Origin of the sequence: Methanolobus sp. ZRKC5, from assembly GCF_038446525.1 — an archaeon.
GTDB lineage: Archaea > Halobacteriota > Methanosarcinia > Methanosarcinales > Methanosarcinaceae > Methanolobus.
Genome location: NZ_CP151792.1, coordinates 1,385,214 through 1,400,630, shown reverse-complemented (window position 1 = coordinate 1,400,630; position 15,417 = coordinate 1,385,214). Strand labels below are relative to the sequence as shown.

Here is a 15,417-nt window from a genome sequence, read left to right as displayed (position 1 = left end):
CATGATAATAGTGGGTGTCGGTGTTGGGCCTAAAATGCTGACCCTGGAAGCCATAGAAGTAATCAGCAATGCTCCTGTTGTGTATGGTTCCAGACGCTCCATCGAACTTGCGGAAGAGTTCATCAAGTGTGAATCTCTTCTGATCAAGGATTATAAGAACCTTCATCTTTTGCCTGAGGATGCTGTTATTTTGTCCACAGGCGATCCTATGTTCTCAGGGCTTGGTAAATTTGCCACAGAGAATGACAGGGTTGTTACAGGCGTATCTTCAATACAGGCAGCATGTGCACGTTTTCATGTGGAGATATCAAATCTTGCACTTATCACAGCACATGGAAGGGACCCTGCACCGGCAAAAGAAGCTTTCATCAGGGAAATTAACCTTGGCAAGAACATTTTTCTCCTTCCGGCTGATAGCTTCGGCCCTAAGGAAGTTGCGGCAGTTCTTCAGGAAATGAATGTTAATGCTCGTATATGCATCTACGAGGATATAGGATATCCACATGAACGTGCGGTATGCGGTACAGTAGATGAACCGCCGGAGAATCATTCTGACATGTATTGCATTGTGATTGTTCGTTAGATCATCGCAAAAAAGCTTATTTTTCATAGTTACACAATTTATTCTGTTTTGATTGTTTTCCCATATTCTTCTCTTCATGAATGTATTTTAGTGATATACGGCACTGTATGTGATAACGTTAATGTATTGATATGTAAATAAGTATAATCTAATAAGATAACACTGTTAATCATCTTCACAAATCGTTATGTTTATGTACCATAACATATTACATCCATTATCGAAAACAGATTTAATTGATTATATATGGTGCTCTTATTGATTTATGGTGATTAAAAATGGAAGGTGACAATTAATGCATATATTTGAGGGTTTTCTACCATCTCCATGGTGGCAGGCATGGTTTGTAATATCTATTCCTGTGATACTGTATGGTATGTATAAGATGAACAAACTTGTCAGCGAGAGACGAGAGGTTGTTCCTCTGCTGGCAGTTGCTGGTGCATTCATATTCGTTCTTTCATCTCTGAAACTTCCTTCAGTTACTGGAAGCTCATCTCATCCAACAGGTACTGGGATGGCAGCTATTCTTTTCGGACCGGCAATAACTGCTGTTCTTGGTGTTATTGTTCTTATCTACCAGGCAATTTTCCTGGCACATGGAGGTATAACGACCCTTGGTGCAAATGCTGCATCCATGGCAATAATTGGTCCTCTGGTTGCTTTCCTCTTTTATAAAGCAGCATCCAAAGCAGGAATGAACTTTTACCTGAATGTGTTCCTTGCAACTGCACTTGCAGATTGGGTTACTTATGTTGTAACTTCCCTACAACTGGCGTTAGCGTTCCCTTCGGCCAGTGGTGGTGTATTGGCATCATTCATTGCATTCGCAGGGATCTTTGCAACAACCCAGGTGCCACTTGCGATACTGGAAGGTGCTCTTACAGCACTTATTATGAAATACGTGGTTCAGATCAAAAGTGATGTACTGGTCGATCTTAATGTGCTTACTACTGCAACGGTTGCAAAACTCAAGGAGGCAATGCAATGAAACTGGAGTATATTGTAGCTATTGTAGTATTGCTCTTCGCCGCGCAGTTCTTCTATGGTGTATCAGCAAACCCTGACTCTGAATTCGGCGGTGCAGATGGTGCAGCAGGAGATTTTGTTTCTGAAATAGATCCAACCTATGAACCTACAGAACCATGGTTCACTAAATACCTATTTGAGCCACCAGGCGGAGAAACAGAAAGCTTGCTCTTTGCACTTCAGGCCGCTTTTGGTGCAATTGTAATCGGATATACAATTGGTTACTATAAGGGAAAAGGCGCGAGTAAGTAAAATGACATGTGTGTCTCCATCAGGGATATATAATTGTTATTTTATTTTCCATTCTTTCCTATTTTGTAACTATTCAGCCTGGCACGATTTGCCTATTGGTACTGATTTCATCGAAATAGAGATGTCTGCTCACTAACAATCTAACAATCAAAAAAGCAATCAATAGCAACAATCAAAATAAATGATCCTAATGAAATTTACGTTTCAACTTTTTGTCAAGATTGTTATTGATAGCGTTTTTATCAGGCTGAATAGTTACCCTATTTTTATTTTAATTATGTATGTTGGTTTCAGTAAATCAACTATTTTTTCTTTGAGTTCTTAACTATGGTCTGGACAGTTCTAGCATTATACGCAAATTCCAAAAATTGGGCAACACTCAGGCATCTTATTGATTATGGTTTCTAACGATATATTTATGTATAATGCACAGTTTCTTATTTTCTAACAATTGTAATCCAAGTTAAATAAAGTTAAATTTATTTATTACTGTATTTTATTAACGTGATTGAAAAATGACATATATTCTGGATGATTATGCAATACTAAGTCCTTTGAGATTCAGGAATAACTGGCTCAAATTAGCTATCGTGACTTTCGGGGTTCTGGCAGGTGTTTCATCTACATCTCCGTTTGTTCCTTTTACTATAGCATTATGTATGAGTTTTACAACCATTTATTTCGGAAAAGTACCTGCAAAGTTCTATTTTAAAATACTTGCCGTTCCTGCCGGTTTTGTGTTTGTGAGCGTTGTGATTATTGCCTTCTTTTTTGGAGAAGGTGCCAATTATTTTGCATTTGATGTATTTGGATATATTTTAGGTGTGAATTCCCAGGGTTTGAATATGGCTTTGCTTATTCTTGCAAGAACGATTGGTGGTATGTCCTGTCTGTTCTTCCTGTCTTTGACAACTCCTATGATCGAACTGTTTGCTGTGTTAAAGAAAGCAAAGTTCCCGGATTCCTTTGTGGAGATTGCAATGATGATGTATCGCTACATATTTGTCTTTCTTGATGTTGCCATGGGAATTAAATATGCACAGACCGTCCGTCTTGGATACCGGGATTTCAAAACGTCGTTTAGGTCCACGGTAATGCTTGGTGCAAGTCTTTTCATAAGGTCCTGGGAGCAGGGTGAAAAACTCTATTTATCCATGAATTCAAGATGTTATGATGGCAAATTGATGGTGTATGATGAAAAAAGACCTGTTAAAATGCCTGAATTGTTACTTACAGGTGCCTATTTTACTATAGTGCTTATGGTTTTCTATTTTACAAATGGAATGTCGCTTATTTGAGGTGAAATGTTGGTCATTTTAGAAACAAAAGATCTCAGTTACTCGTATCCTGATGGAACTCTGGCTCTCGATGGCATCAATATAACGATTGAGAAAGGTAAGAAGATAGCTTTCGTTGGTCGCAATGGCTCGGGGAAATCCACCCTTTTCATGACACTTAATGGTACTCATCGTCCCCAGAAAGGAGAGGTGTTCTTCCATGGGAAACCACTGAAATACAACTCAAAATCTCTCAGGGAAGTAAGAAAAAGTGTGGGCATTGTTTTCCAGAATTCGGATGATCAGATATTTGCACCTACCATTTATCAGGATGTTGCATTTGGTCCCACAAATCTTGATTATCCAAAAGATAAGGTTGCAAAGATAGTCCATGATACTCTGGAGTATGTGGGTCTGACTCACATAAAGGACAAGCCTCCTCATCATCTAAGCGGAGGGCAAAAAAAGAGGGTGGCTATAGCGGGTGTTGTTGCCATGGATCCCGAGGTTATAGTTCTCGATGAGCCGCTTTCTAATCTGGACCCGGTTGGTGCTGATGAGGTAATGGATCTTCTTAATGAATTAAACTATTTCGGCAAAACTATCATCATTTCAACCCATGATGTTGATCTCGCATACGGGTGGGCAGATTATGTTTTCCTTATGAATGACCACAAGGTCATTAGCGAAGGAACACCCGAGGAAATATTCAGGCAGACCGAGAAGCTCAAGGAGGCCTATCTCAAAAGACCGATTACGCTTGAGATATATGATGAAATTAGAAAGAGGGGTATTGCTCGTGCTTCGAAGCCCCCGCGTGATATTCCTGATCTTGTCCACACATTGAGACCACAACATCTCATGTGGGTTGATGTTCCTCCTGAGGTAAAAGAAGGCGATACTATTAACATGGGGATACTTTATGGTGAATTTGCCCAGGATTCAATGTATGAAGCAGCAAACTGCAAAGTCCTTCATATACATGACGAAGGTCTCGCAATAGTTGAGCTTGACAGAAAGGCTCTTAGGGCAGGTTCCATTGGTATCTATGATACTTCCCAGTATGACAATGAGGAACTTTTGAAGATTATGAAAAGGGATGGTGTTGAGTGTGTCGGTGCTATGGGTAAGAAAAGTAAGATAGTTGCTGAGAGGGATGAGATTTATCTCGACGTCACTGCAGGTGTCATTGACCGTTCAATTCTGAATGCACTTTCAGGCCAGCGTTGCCTTATACTCACGCACGGTGGCATGGTGGACCATGCTCTTGACAGGATTAACGGATATATCGAAAAGAGTGGAATAAATCTTCACGTAGGAGTTGTGAATGGCGACTCTATAAAAGGTGAAAGTGAAGGTCCACGCTGAGCAAAAAAGGCAATCATTCACTCTTATATGTCTTTTTTAGAAGGAGTGCATCGCCCTCGTTATCCGGGCTTTCGCAGATCAAAGTACCTTTCACTTTGAAATCCTTTAATGCTCTCATAAGTTCTGTATATTGAAGATCGGACTCATCAAGGTTAAGATGGTTCCTTTCTCCTTTTTCACCGTATTCAATGCCTGATACATGCATATGCATGTCATCCAGACCTTCTCTGCCAAGTTCATTCTCAACCAGTTCCAGTGTGGAAGCGAATTCTTCATAACTGTTCTCAGCGCCTCCACTCCTTGCATGCAGGTGTGCAAAATCAATACATGGAAGTACATTCTCTATCTCACTGCTCAGTTTCACGTTCTCCTGGAGGCTTCCGAACTGGGTTCCCTTACCGGTGGTTTCCGGGCGAAGGATTACTTCTATGCCTTCATCAACCAATCGGGCAGTTAGCTGTTTCAGCAGTAAGAATACTTTTTCGTACACTTTATCAGGTTCACCTTTCTGGTAGTATGCAGGGTGGAATACAATATTTCGTGCGCCGCAAAGACTGCCAATCTTTGATGACTTGTATATTCTTTCAATGCTTGCATCAACTTTCTCTGGTTCGGCTGAGTTCAGGTTGATGTAGTAAGGGGCATGCACGCTCAATGAAATTCTCTCATTCTCAGATGTTTCAAGGACTTGTCCTGCAGTGGCTTCTCCCATTTTGACTCCACGAACGAATTCAAGCTCCATACAGCCAAGTCCAAGTTCTTTAACCCTTTCAATGCCTGATATGCTGTTTCTTTTTTTAGAGCTCTTTGGTGTTCCTGCAGTTCCGAAAAGCAGCTTTGATGGCTTCATTATGCCATTCCTAGCTTTGCCTTTAGTTCCTTCAATTTTTCGGTTGAAAGTTTCTCTTCGATCAATTCCAGAACGGTATCTACATCGTCTTCCTCAAGTGATCTGATGTCTTCTTTTCCTTCCATAGCAAGCTGGAAAATATACTCCATTTCTTCTTTGTCAAGCTTGTTCATCCTGTTCCTGAAATCGTCTCCGTCTTCTGCTATCTTGTGCGACAGGGGTCGAAGGATAAAAGGATAGTTATGTCCGGCATTAGACATGGTATTTCCACTAAGTTCCGGTGCAAGCTTGTTAAAGATCTTATTGTCCATTTCGTTGAATACTCTGCCCATGGAACTTAGTTGTAAAAAATAGTTTATAAAATTATGTTTCGGGAGTGAATTTCATATGTCCGTGAATATCTATCTCTCCCTGTGCTATCCTTGTTGATGAGATGGGTTTTTCGTCATCTGCAAGCATGTAATCGATCATGACGACGTGTATACTCTTCATTTCCTTATCACTTCTGAGCTCGTTTATCTTCAGGGCAACAGAATGAGTCTCAGGGGAGACTACGATGTAGTCATAGTTCTCAGTGAGTGTTTTTCCATAGGGGCCATTAAGTTCTATGATCCTGAAATTCTGGTGATCAGATATTTCATTTATGTATCGAAGCAGTTTATCTTTGCGAATATTGTAATCTGGAACTCCGCGTGGACGCTTATTTGCCATCTCATTGGACGTGAGGCCGATATCAACATTTCCGTCTTCAGCAAGTTCGAATGCTTTTCTTAACAGTTTTTTATGTCCGTCATGAAGACATTCGAAGGTTCCACCGACTACTACTCTGGCCATTCCTCCTTAATACTTGCTTTTGAAGATAAGTCTTGTGTTATAAATAATACTTTCACCCCGCTCTCTTCAGGTATATATACTCAGGAATCAATTAGGTAATTGAACTGTGCACCAGAAGAAAACATGTGCACCTATGGAGTTAAGAAAAATGTCAGAAGTGTTATTAGAAGAACTGGACCATGTAGGTCCGGCAACCGCACTAAAATTGAAAGATGCAGGTTTTACGACAATTGAGGCAATTGCTGTTTCCTCGCCTGCAGAACTTGCAACCGCAGCTGAGATCGGTGAATCCACTGCTTCAAAGATTATTCTTGCAGCCCGTCAATCTGCCGATATAGGTGGATTTGAGACTGGTGATATTGTGTTGGAACGCAGGAAGCTTGTAGGTAAGTTAACCACAGGTTGTATTGAATTCAATGAAATGATGGGCGGAGGTATAGACACTCAGGCAATCACTGAATTCTATGGTGAATTCGGTTCAGGTAAAACACAGGTTGCACATCAGCTTGCTGTTAATGTACAGTTACCAAAGGAGCAGGGCGGACTTAGTGGCTCTGTAGTTATCATTGATACCGAGAACACCTTCAGGCCAGAAAGGATTAAACAGATGGTGGATGGTTTGTCCGAAATATATGGTCAGGAATACGACCATGAAGAATTCCTTAAACATATACATGTAGCACGCGCTTACAATTCTAATCATCAGATACTCCTTGTTGATTCAGCAATGGAACTTGCAAATGAATTGAAGGATACGGACATGCCTGTGAAGCTTTTTATCGTTGACTCCCTTACAGCTCATTTCAGGGCAGAATACATAGGCAGGGGAACACTTGCTGACAGGCAGCAAAAGCTCAATAAGCATCTTCATGGTCTGCAAAAATGTGGAGACCTCTATAATGCATGTGTCGTAGTCACAAATCAGGTTATGTCCAAACCCGATGCATTCTTTGGCGACCCTACTAAACCGATCGGGGGTCATATTGTGGGACATACATCAACATTTAGGCTCTACATGCGTAAATCCAAAGGCGACAAGAGGATAGTTAAGCTTGTGGATTCTCCAAATCTTCCTGATGGGGAAGCTATAATTTCTGTAACCACTCCCGGTCTGCGTGATCCATAATACTGAATGGTTTATCAGGGAATCTCTTTAAAAGGGATTCTCCCTCTCTTTTTAAGGTATGATTTGCATCCATTCCTGTTGAACAGGGATGTTCGGTTTTATTCTTCATAGTTTTCTCTAAAAGCCTGAAGTCTATTGAAATCTCATTGAACTATCCGAAGCATCGAAAACACTTAAATCTCTCTCTCTTCTTATCTATTGTTTATGAAATACAAGGCTCTTGTAATTGACATAGATGGCACTATTACTCATATGGATCGCAAGCTTAGCCTCAAGGCAGCTGCAAAACTGCGTTCACTTGACATTCCTGTTGTAATTGCAACCGGGAACGTTCTATGTTATGCCAAAGCCACAGCAAAGTTGGTAGGTGTGTGCTGCAATATTATAGCTGAAAATGGTGGTGTTATAATTGATGGGTTTGACAATGAGCCAATTGTTTCAGATGTTATTCATGAGTGCGAGGCTGCATATGAATTCCTTTCTTCCAGTTTTGATCTGGAAAAGCTTGATTCTGTACACAGGAAAACGGAAATTGTCTTACGAAATAATTTTGATGTTGAAGATGCCAGGAAATTATTGGGGTCATATTTTCCGGGAATTGAAATAATAGATACTCATTTTGCAATCCATATAAAGAGCAGAAAAATAAACAAGGGTACAGGCCTTATGAAAATGGCCGAATTAATGGGACTCAATACTTCTGATTTTATTGCCATTGGAGATTCCGTGAACGATCTTGAAATGCTTGAAGAAGCAGGTTTTGCAATTGCAGTAGGCAACGCTGATGATTTCTTAAAAGATGTTGCTGATTACGTAAGCACAGCGACCTATGGTGATGGGACTGCAGAAGCTGTAGATTTCCTTTTAACCAAGGGTATGATCTAATACTCTTGTATGCTAAAAATTAGAATCGATGGCAGAACTGCAAAGGTGGATTCACACTTTGCAGTCTGAAAATTTACATGCTGATATTTTCAGTAGCCAGTCCACGTGCTATATTTTTGTCGACGACTATGTAGTCTTTTATTGCTCTCACAGATTCAAAAGGCAATAATATATACTGTTCATCAACCTTGTATCTTGATGTGTCAAGACTCATGTCCGGTTTAACGATCAGGTCTATAATATCTCCTGTTTTAATATCCATTACAATATTGAACAGTATACCTATTTCTGTTCCATCTGTTGCCATTACCTGTTTGCTCGAAAGGTTCTTTGCAAAGACATTTGCCATTTTCATTCGCCCCTTAGTATAAAAGTAACATCTAAATTTTTCATATATTTATCTGTATCCTATATAAGAACTTGCTTCTTCTTTTTTGATACCGCCCTTGAACTGCGCCTGTATTTTCTCGTAATACTCCATCATATTCTCGGATAGTGTTGGTCTGACCTTGTTCAGAGCTTCCTTGAAATATTTCATTCCGACCTTTTCCACTTCAAAGTTCTCTCTCAATGCCAGCATAACAGCTTCTCTGCAAACTGCTTCAATATCTGCTCCAACGAAGCCTTCTGTGATGGTTGCAAGATCGTCTATTGTTACATCATCATCCAGCGGTATGTTCTTGGCATGTATTTTAAATATTTCTCTTCTGCCTGCAAAGGTGGATTGCCCTACAAGTACCATCCTGTCAAATCGTCCAGACCGGATAAGTGCCGGATCAATGATATCAGGGCGGTTGGTTGCGGCAACGACGACTATCTCTTTTAATGGTTCAAGGCCATCAAGCTCTGTCAAAAGCTGGTTCACAATTCTCTCGGATACTTTAGAGTCTTCTGAGGCTGCATTTCTCATTGGTGCGATAGAATCAAGTTCATCAAAGAATACGATACAAGGGGCTACCTGTCTTGCTTTTTTGAAAGTCTCTCTGATAGCCTTCTCTGATTCACCGACCCACTTTGAAAGCATCTGTGGCCCTTTAACGCTGATGAAATTTGCATTTGACTCATTTGCGACAGCTTGTGCAATAAGTGTCTTTCCGGTGCCAGGGGGCCCAAATAGTAACACTCCTTTTGGAGGTTTGATTCCCATATTTACGAATTTTTCCGGGTTGGTAAGTGGCCACTCCACAGCCTCTCTGATTTCCTGTTTAGCCTTATCAATTCCTCCGACATCCTCCCATTTCACAGATGGAATTTCCACAAGGACTTCCCTCATTGCTGAAGGTTCTATTTCTCTGAGTGCAATTTCAAAGTCATCCTTGCATACCATAATGGTGTCAAGTATTTCCTGGGGTATGTCCTCATCTTCAAGATTGATGTCAGGCAAGGCACGTCTTAGGGAACGCATTGCAGCTTCCTGCACAAGGGCAAGAAGATCTGCACCTACAAATGCCTGTGTATGTTTCGCAATATAATCCAGGAAATCCTCGTCTACATCTTCAGCCAAAGGAACGCCTCTTGTGTGGATCTGCATTATCTCAAGGCGGTCATCGTTATCGGGAACTCCGATCTCAATTTCCCTGTCAAATCTTCCAGGTCTGCGAAGTGCCGGATCAATTGCATCTACACGGTTGGTGGCACCTATTACAACGACCTGCCCTCTTTCTTCAAGGCCATCCATCATTGTAAGCAACTGGGCAACAACCCTGCGTTCTACCTCTCCTGTAACGTTCTCTCTTTTTGGTGCAATAGAGTCGATCTCATCAATGAATATGATCGACGGGGCATCATCTTCCGCTTCCTCAAAAATTTTACGGATGCGCTCTTCACTTTCTCCGTAATATTTCCCCATTATCTCGGGACCTGCTACATAGAGGAAATTTGCTCTTGATTCATTTGCAACAGCTTTGGCAATCAATGTTTTACCGGTTCCTGGGGGGCCGTAAAGTATGATTCCCTTCGGAGGTTCGATGTTAAGTCTATGGAATAGTTCCGGATGTTTCAATGGAAGCTCGATCATTTCCCTGACGCGCTGTATCTCTGTTCCAAGACCACCGATATCCTCGTATGTGATTCCTCTGGTTGCACCATCATACCCACGAACTGGCTTCTGACGGAGTTCTATTTCTGTAAATTCTCCGACAATAAGGATGTCTTCTTTTGGATCGGTCTCAACGGCTACCAAGGGTATCGCCTGTCCTCCGCCCATCTGGCTTGACATTGGCTGTGTCATTGAGCTGATGATGGGAATTATGTCTCCTTCTACAAGAGGACGCTTCATGATATTACGCTTGATTATCTCACTAATATGATCTCCGTATTCCATAGTGACACCTTCAGGAGGTGCCAGCACAACTTTTGTGGCAGTTACAACATCGGCTTTCCTTACTGTAATCCTTTCTCCAATTCCGACGCCTGCATTCTGCCTTATAAATCCGTCTATTCTGGCAATACCTTGTCCCCAGTCCTGTCTTTCAGCTCTCCATACCTTGGCTGCGGTCTTTCTCTTTCCCTCGATCTCAACAATGTCGCCAGGTGAGAGTTGGAGGCTTAAGAGTGTAGTAGGGTCCAGACGGATAATTCCCCTCCCAAAATCATTTGGGTGTGCTTTCTCTACTTTGATCTGTACTTCATCCATTATTTTCATCCCTACAATTATTATGAATCAATAGTGTGATTGTGATTTATATCTATCTATTTTATTCTAAAGAATAAATAAGATATGGTGTCCAGCTTTATTTAGGATGTTCCTTCTTTTCACGAACATTTAAATATCAGGTGTGTATATTTATCGCTGTAAGGTATAATACTATTCTGAGATTCTGTTTAATTGGATTTTATCTATGGCGGTTTTCAGTATGGTTTTAGTCTTATCTTTGAATTAAAGGACGTGCATTATTTTGTTTAATAACAATGACAGAGAATCAACAGCTCCTGTAGATGTTGGAGAGACATACGAAGTAACGATTGAAGATATCGCAAGAGAAGGCGACGGCATTGCCCGTGTAGAAGGATTTGTAATCTTTGTACCACAGACCCAGGTCGGCGATACTGTAAATATCAAGATCACAAGAGTATTGCGTAAATTTGCTTTTGGAGAGAAAGACGAGTAATTCTTCAAAGAATGGTTTTTACCATTCTTTAACACTCTTTTTTATTCTTATTTTTGTTTCCTTGTAACTATTCAGCCTGGCACGATTTGCCTATTGGTACTGATTTCATCGAAATAGAGATGTCTGCTCACTAACAATCTAACAATCAAAAAAGCAATCAATAGCAACAATCAAAATAAATGATCCTAATGAAATTTACGTTTCAACTTTTTGTCAAGATTGTTATTGATAGCGTTTTTATCAGGCTGAATAGTTACGTTTCCTTTTCATATTCCGCATAAGGAAATGTATTTATGTTTCAATGAACCATCATTTTAGTATGGGGTTAAAAGCATTATTCTTAAATTGTACATTGAAACGCTCTCCTGGTATATCGAACACCAGAGTTCTTATCGACAAAGCAGTCAGGCTTTTTGAAGGAATTGGTGTTGAAAGTGAAGTTGTCAGGGTTACTGATTACAACGTCAAATTCGGTGTTTCTTCTGATGAAGGGGAAGGCGATGAGTGGCCATCAATACTGGAAAAGGTCAGAGCATGTGATATCCTTGTCATAGGTTCTCCCATATGGTTCGGTGTGCGCTCCTCTGTGGCACAGATGGTTATGGAAAGACTTGATGGTACCTATGAGGAAAATGACCCAAAGACCGGCCAGTTCCCACTATATGGTAAAGTGGGAGGTGTGATAATCACCGGTAACGAGGATGGAGCACATGATGTAGCAGCAAATACACTATTTAATCTGACACATCTTGGATGTACCATACCACCAAATGTCGATAGTTATTGGGTAGGTCCTGCAGGTCCGGGCCCAAGTTATATTGCAGCCGGTGGGGAAAAACATCTCTACACCAACAAGACTGTGCGATATATGGTGCATAATCTTGCTTTCTTTGCTGAATTACTGAGGAGTAATCCTATAACAACAAACATCAATGAATTGTATGAGGATGCCCTCAAGGAAAGCGAATAGTCTTTTCTTTTAAAATTAAAAAAGTAAAGGATTGATGATGGTTATTCCATCATCAATGCCATGAGGCTGTCTCTTGCTTCTTTTATTTCATCAGGGGTCAGCTGGATATTTGAATCTCCTATACGGATGTCCAATGTCTTTCCACTAACTGTTCCAATCACTGCATATGGTACATCTTTTAGTAAATCTGTAACAACATCAGGTTCTGAAGTAACTACCAGTGCCCTTGCATAGGATTCGGAGAACAGTATGTCATCTGCCCTGAGGCTCTCTCCTACATTGCTCAAATCGACATCTGCACCGTAGTTCTCACACATTTCACAAATGGAAGCTGCAATTCCTCCAAGTGCTACATCGTGGGATGCTGTGAGCTTTCCGCTTTTTGCAAGGTCTATGAGCGTATCGATTATCTTGGTGGTATTTTCCGGTGGCTGTGGTGCGTTTCCATCATTTTCCTTTCCAATGATGTTGTAGTATTCAGAACCACCAAGTTCATCAGCTGTTGTTCCTACAAGGATTATGGTGTCTCCTTCCTTTGTGAAAATACCTGAAGGTGCCATAGTAACATCTTCAATATGGCCTACAAGACCTATGGATGGTGTAGGGGCAATTGCTGTTTTGAATTCGCCACTCTCATTATAAAGAGACACATTTCCACCAACTACTGGTATTGTAAGATCTCTAGCTGCATCCCCAAGTCCGAGGATTGCATGCTTGAATTGCCAGTATATGTCCGGTCTTTCCGGGTTTCCAAAGTTCAGGCAATCTACAATAGCGATTCCACGTGCGCCCTTTACCGCAAGGTTCATGGCATTCTCAATGACTGTTCCTTTTCCGCCTGCATATGGGTCAAGCTGTGTGTGCCTTGGGTTGCATCCGCATGAAAGTGCTATTCCCTCATTTCCATCAATGCGTAGTATTCCTGCGTCATCTCCGGGTTTTGTGACTGTGCGCACCTGCACTTCATGGTCATACTGCCTGTATATCCATCTCTTTGAAGCTACGTTATGGGAAGACAACAAGTCAAGTACTGTTTGCTTCAGGTCTGCTGGTATGTCTGGCTTATCTCCGATGTCACGTGGAGCAGGAGCTTCTGAAGGGCGCTCAAACGTTGGTGCTCCTTCTGTTAACTCTTTGATGGGTATATCGGCAACTACCTTTCCCTTGAACTCAACAGTGTAATTCATCACTTCTGTAAGTTCGCCTATCATGCTTACATTGAGGTCATACTTCTTTGCGATGTCCAGCACGGCATCCACATTTTCAGGTTCTACTTCAAGTAGCATCCTTTCCTGTGATTCAGCAATGAGTATCTCATAAGGTGTCATGCCTGTCTCACGCAGGATCACATTGTCGGCAATGATTCTCATTCCAAGATCGCCTTTAGATGCCATTTCCGAGCTTGCACCTGCAAGTCCTGCAGCTCCAAGGTCTCTGCATGATTTCACGTATCCTTTTCCAATGACTTCCAGCGTTGCCTCGATAACCAGTTTCTCAGTGAAAGGATCTCCTATCTGAATGCTTGGTCTGTCCTCTGCTTCTGAATCCTCTGAAAGGTCCCTTGATGCAAAAGATGCTCCGCCGAGTCCATCTCTTCCGGTTGTGGAACCCATCAATACAAGCTTGTTGCCAGCAGTTTGTGCACAGGCGGTCACAACGTCCTTCTCACGCGCAAGACCAACTGCGACAACGTTTACCAGAGGGTTTCCACTGTATGATTTGTCAAAGAATGCTTCACCACGTACGACCGGTACTCCGATACAGTTACCGTACCCTGCAATTCCTTCGATTATATGCTCGAAAAGATAGAGGTTCTTTGGATTGTCAAGAGGTCCAAAATAGAGTGGGTCCATAAGGGCAATAGGTCGTGCACCCATTGAAATGATATCACGCACGATACCTCCTACGCCTGTAGCTGAACCGTTGTATGGGTCTACATATGAGGGGTGATTGTGGCTTTCCATTCCTACTGCAAGTACCCATCCGTTTCCAAAACTGATAATGGCTGCGTCATCTCCGGGACCTATAATTACTTTGTCCCCGGTAGTTGTAAATGTCTTAAGCAGTGGTGCACTTGAGCGATATGAGCAGTGCTCGCTCCATAGGTTCAGGAAACAACCTTGCTCTACGAGATTTGGTTCCCTTCCCATCTTCTCTGTTATGATCTTTAAGTCATCTTCAGGTAACATTCATGTGCCTCTGGTTTAATATGATGATATGTATAGGGTGAATTATCAGGGCTTTAAAGAACCCTTAATGTAATAAACATTTCTTTGAACAGGTTTTAAGGCAGATTCCAATAATATGGCATGTGCAAGGGTTAATGGCTTAATGGCATCGATTTTCAAAATATATTTTATCCCCTGCAGTTATTCCGATTTTGTCAGATTTTCCATGGGATGTTTCTATGATATATTTGACTTTTTCCTTACAGGAGCATATGCCAATCCAGGCTTGCAGGCTGGATGTCTGGATAACTCTTTTTTGCTCATCAAGAAAAATAGCATCAATTGGATAATTGACAAAAAGCATGTGTAACGATACTTTCTGTGCTTTTTTCATTACAAATACCAGAGCATAGCTATCCGGTATCTTCCTGCTGAACATGAGTCCTTTCACCTGTTTAAATAGGCTGCATGCAAAAGCAACGTCCGTTGCTATCTCTTTACCATTAGATATTAATATCATCGAAGTTCTACTCTATCCATCTATTTTAGTTAAATGCATATATGGAGTGTTTAAAATAGATAATAATGTCGGAGGAAATACCAGAAGATGAGTTCGGAAATGTGTTCGGTCTGTGGACTACCAAAAGAGCTTTGCATATGCGAAGAAGTGGCAAAAGAGCAGCAAAGAATAATTGTAAAAGTAAACAGAAGACGGTATGGGAAAGAAGTAACGGTTGTAGAGGGTTTTGACGCACACGAAATTGACCTTCATGAACTTTCAACTTACCTCAAGTCTAAATTTGCATGCGGTGGGACAGTAAAAGGAAGTTCGGTCGAATTACAGGGCAATCACCTTAGCCGTATGAAGGATGTTCTTATTGAAAGAGGATTTTCTCCAGATCAGATAAAGAATTGATCTTATTTTCTTTTGTGTGTGGAATATCCACACATAATCTTGCAGTATT

General features: G+C 41.2%; 17 protein-coding genes. 10 read left to right on the top strand and 7 right to left on the bottom strand.

Going from position 1 to position 15,417, the window contains the following annotated elements; all coding sequences use genetic code 11:
- Position 1: 1 nt before the first annotated feature.
- The 5 genes from WN948_RS06880 to WN948_RS06860 all read left to right on the top strand — a co-directional run bounded on the left by WN948_RS06880 (position 2) and on the right by WN948_RS06860 (position 4,509).
- Entirely contained in the window at positions 2-583 is a 582-nt protein-coding gene (locus tag WN948_RS06880; RefSeq protein ID WP_342306258.1) for a cobalt-precorrin-7 (C(5))-methyltransferase, read from the top strand.
- A gap of 295 nt (positions 584-878) precedes the next feature.
- The gene (locus WN948_RS06875; RefSeq protein WP_342306257.1) at positions 879-1,574 is read left to right on the top strand and encodes an energy-coupling factor ABC transporter permease; all 696 of its coding nucleotides are present in this window, start codon (positions 879-881) and stop codon (positions 1,572-1,574) included.
- Positions 1,571-1,864: an energy-coupling factor ABC transporter substrate-binding protein gene (locus tag WN948_RS06870; RefSeq protein WP_342306256.1), complete on the top strand. Its 294-nt coding sequence runs from the start codon at positions 1,571-1,573 to the stop codon at positions 1,862-1,864. Before WN948_RS06875 ends, WN948_RS06870 begins: the two co-directional genes overlap by 4 nt.
- Positions 1,865-2,379: 515 nt before the next feature.
- Positions 2,380-3,162 (top strand): cobalt ECF transporter T component CbiQ, encoded by a 783-nt coding sequence (gene cbiQ, locus WN948_RS06865; protein WP_342306254.1) that lies wholly within the window; start codon positions 2,380-2,382, stop codon positions 3,160-3,162.
- A gap of 9 nt (positions 3,163-3,171) precedes the next feature.
- Positions 3,172-4,509 carry an ATP-binding cassette domain-containing protein gene (locus WN948_RS06860; RefSeq protein WP_342306418.1) on the top strand — a complete coding sequence of 446 codons (1,338 nt, stop codon included), beginning with the start codon at positions 3,172-3,174 and terminating at the stop codon, positions 4,507-4,509.
- Positions 4,510-4,522: 13 nt separating this feature from the next.
- Here the strand turns inward: WN948_RS06860 and WN948_RS06855 are convergent, their stop codons facing one another.
- Genes WN948_RS06855 through WN948_RS06845 form a run of 3 tightly spaced genes read right to left on the bottom strand, consistent with a single transcriptional unit; the run spans position 4,523 to position 6,193 of the window.
- Complete coding sequence (locus tag WN948_RS06855; protein ID WP_342306253.1) at positions 4,523-5,359, bottom strand: deoxyribonuclease IV; 837 nt, start codon at positions 5,357-5,359, stop codon at positions 4,523-4,525.
- On the bottom strand, positions 5,359-5,670 hold the full coding sequence (locus WN948_RS06850) for a hypothetical protein (protein WP_342306252.1): 312 nt from the start codon (positions 5,668-5,670) through the stop codon (positions 5,359-5,361). Before WN948_RS06850 ends, WN948_RS06855 begins: the two co-directional genes overlap by 1 nt.
- Positions 5,671-5,722: 52 nt before the next feature.
- Positions 5,723-6,193 carry a phosphopantetheine adenylyltransferase gene (locus WN948_RS06845; RefSeq protein ID WP_342306251.1) on the bottom strand — a complete coding sequence of 157 codons (471 nt, stop codon included), beginning with the start codon at positions 6,191-6,193 and terminating at the stop codon, positions 5,723-5,725.
- Positions 6,194-6,341: 148 nt separating this feature from the next.
- Between WN948_RS06845 and radA the strand changes: the two genes are divergently transcribed.
- Positions 6,342-7,319 (top strand): DNA repair and recombination protein RadA, encoded by a 978-nt coding sequence (gene radA, locus WN948_RS06840; protein ID WP_342306249.1) that lies wholly within the window; start codon positions 6,342-6,344, stop codon positions 7,317-7,319.
- Between the two features lie 204 nt (positions 7,320-7,523).
- Positions 7,524-8,204, top strand: coding sequence for a phosphoglycolate phosphatase (locus WN948_RS06835; protein ID WP_342306248.1), 681 nt, complete (start codon positions 7,524-7,526; stop codon positions 8,202-8,204).
- A 73-nt stretch (positions 8,205-8,277) separates the two neighbouring features.
- Here the strand turns inward: WN948_RS06835 and WN948_RS06830 are convergent, their stop codons facing one another.
- Together WN948_RS06830 and WN948_RS06825 are read right to left on the bottom strand one after the other, a co-directional pair.
- Positions 8,278-8,553, bottom strand: a complete 276-nt coding sequence (locus WN948_RS06830) for a PRC-barrel domain-containing protein (RefSeq protein ID WP_342306247.1) — start codon at positions 8,551-8,553, stop codon at positions 8,278-8,280.
- Between the two features lie 48 nt (positions 8,554-8,601).
- On the bottom strand, positions 8,602-10,839 hold the full coding sequence (locus WN948_RS06825) for a CDC48 family AAA ATPase (RefSeq protein ID WP_342306246.1): 2,238 nt from the start codon (positions 10,837-10,839) through the stop codon (positions 8,602-8,604).
- A gap of 262 nt (positions 10,840-11,101) precedes the next feature.
- Between WN948_RS06825 and WN948_RS06820 the strand changes: the two genes are divergently transcribed.
- Both WN948_RS06820 and WN948_RS06815 read left to right on the top strand, forming a co-directional pair.
- Complete coding sequence (locus tag WN948_RS06820) at positions 11,102-11,314, top strand: TRAM domain-containing protein (protein ID WP_342306245.1); 213 nt, start codon at positions 11,102-11,104, stop codon at positions 11,312-11,314.
- 301 nt (positions 11,315-11,615) lie between these two features.
- Positions 11,616-12,284 carry a flavodoxin family protein gene (locus tag WN948_RS06815; protein ID WP_342306244.1) on the top strand — a complete coding sequence of 223 codons (669 nt, stop codon included), beginning with the start codon at positions 11,616-11,618 and terminating at the stop codon, positions 12,282-12,284.
- Between the two features lie 41 nt (positions 12,285-12,325).
- On the opposite strand, the gene purL is transcribed toward WN948_RS06815, so the two are convergent.
- Positions 12,326-14,473 (bottom strand): phosphoribosylformylglycinamidine synthase subunit PurL, encoded by a 2,148-nt coding sequence (gene purL, locus WN948_RS06810; protein ID WP_342306243.1) that lies wholly within the window; start codon positions 14,471-14,473, stop codon positions 12,326-12,328.
- A gap of 139 nt (positions 14,474-14,612) precedes the next feature.
- A complete protein-coding gene (locus WN948_RS06805) occupies positions 14,613-14,972 on the bottom strand; it encodes a DUF192 domain-containing protein (RefSeq protein ID WP_342306242.1) in 360 nt (119 codons plus the stop codon).
- Between the two features lie 87 nt (positions 14,973-15,059).
- On the opposite strand from WN948_RS06805, the gene yciH reads away from it, so the two are divergent.
- Positions 15,060-15,368 (top strand): stress response translation initiation inhibitor YciH, encoded by a 309-nt coding sequence (yciH, locus tag WN948_RS06800; RefSeq protein WP_342306241.1) that lies wholly within the window; start codon positions 15,060-15,062, stop codon positions 15,366-15,368.
- Positions 15,369-15,417 lie beyond the last annotated feature (49 nt).

Coding starts and splice junctions, on each gene's coding strand:
- yciH (WP_342306241.1), top strand. CDS start 15,060: ATGAGTTCGGAAATGTGTTCGGTCTGTGGACTACCAAAAGAGCTTTGC.
- purL (WP_342306243.1), bottom strand. CDS start 14,473: ATGTTACCTGAAGATGACTTAAAGATCATAACAGAGAAGATGGGAAGG.
- WN948_RS06850 (WP_342306252.1), bottom strand. CDS start 5,670: ATGGACAATAAGATCTTTAACAAGCTTGCACCGGAACTTAGTGGAAAT.
- WN948_RS06880 (WP_342306258.1), top strand. CDS start 2: ATGATAATAGTGGGTGTCGGTGTTGGGCCTAAAATGCTGACCCTGGAA.
- WN948_RS06805 (WP_342306242.1), bottom strand. CDS start 14,972: ATGATATTAATATCTAATGGTAAAGAGATAGCAACGGACGTTGCTTTT.
- WN948_RS06815 (WP_342306244.1), top strand. CDS start 11,616: ATGAACCATCATTTTAGTATGGGGTTAAAAGCATTATTCTTAAATTGT.
- cbiQ (WP_342306254.1), top strand. CDS start 2,380: ATGACATATATTCTGGATGATTATGCAATACTAAGTCCTTTGAGATTC.
- WN948_RS06825 (WP_342306246.1), bottom strand. CDS start 10,839: ATGGATGAAGTACAGATCAAAGTAGAGAAAGCACACCCAAATGATTTT.
- WN948_RS06845 (WP_342306251.1), bottom strand. CDS start 6,193: ATGGCCAGAGTAGTAGTCGGTGGAACCTTCGAATGTCTTCATGACGGA.
- WN948_RS06875 (WP_342306257.1), top strand. CDS start 879: ATGCATATATTTGAGGGTTTTCTACCATCTCCATGGTGGCAGGCATGG.
- WN948_RS06830 (WP_342306247.1), bottom strand. CDS start 8,553: ATGGCAAATGTCTTTGCAAAGAACCTTTCGAGCAAACAGGTAATGGCA.
- WN948_RS06870 (WP_342306256.1), top strand. CDS start 1,571: ATGAAACTGGAGTATATTGTAGCTATTGTAGTATTGCTCTTCGCCGCG.
- WN948_RS06855 (WP_342306253.1), bottom strand. CDS start 5,359: ATGAAGCCATCAAAGCTGCTTTTCGGAACTGCAGGAACACCAAAGAGC.
- WN948_RS06835 (WP_342306248.1), top strand. CDS start 7,524: ATGAAATACAAGGCTCTTGTAATTGACATAGATGGCACTATTACTCAT.
- radA (WP_342306249.1), top strand. CDS start 6,342: ATGTCAGAAGTGTTATTAGAAGAACTGGACCATGTAGGTCCGGCAACC.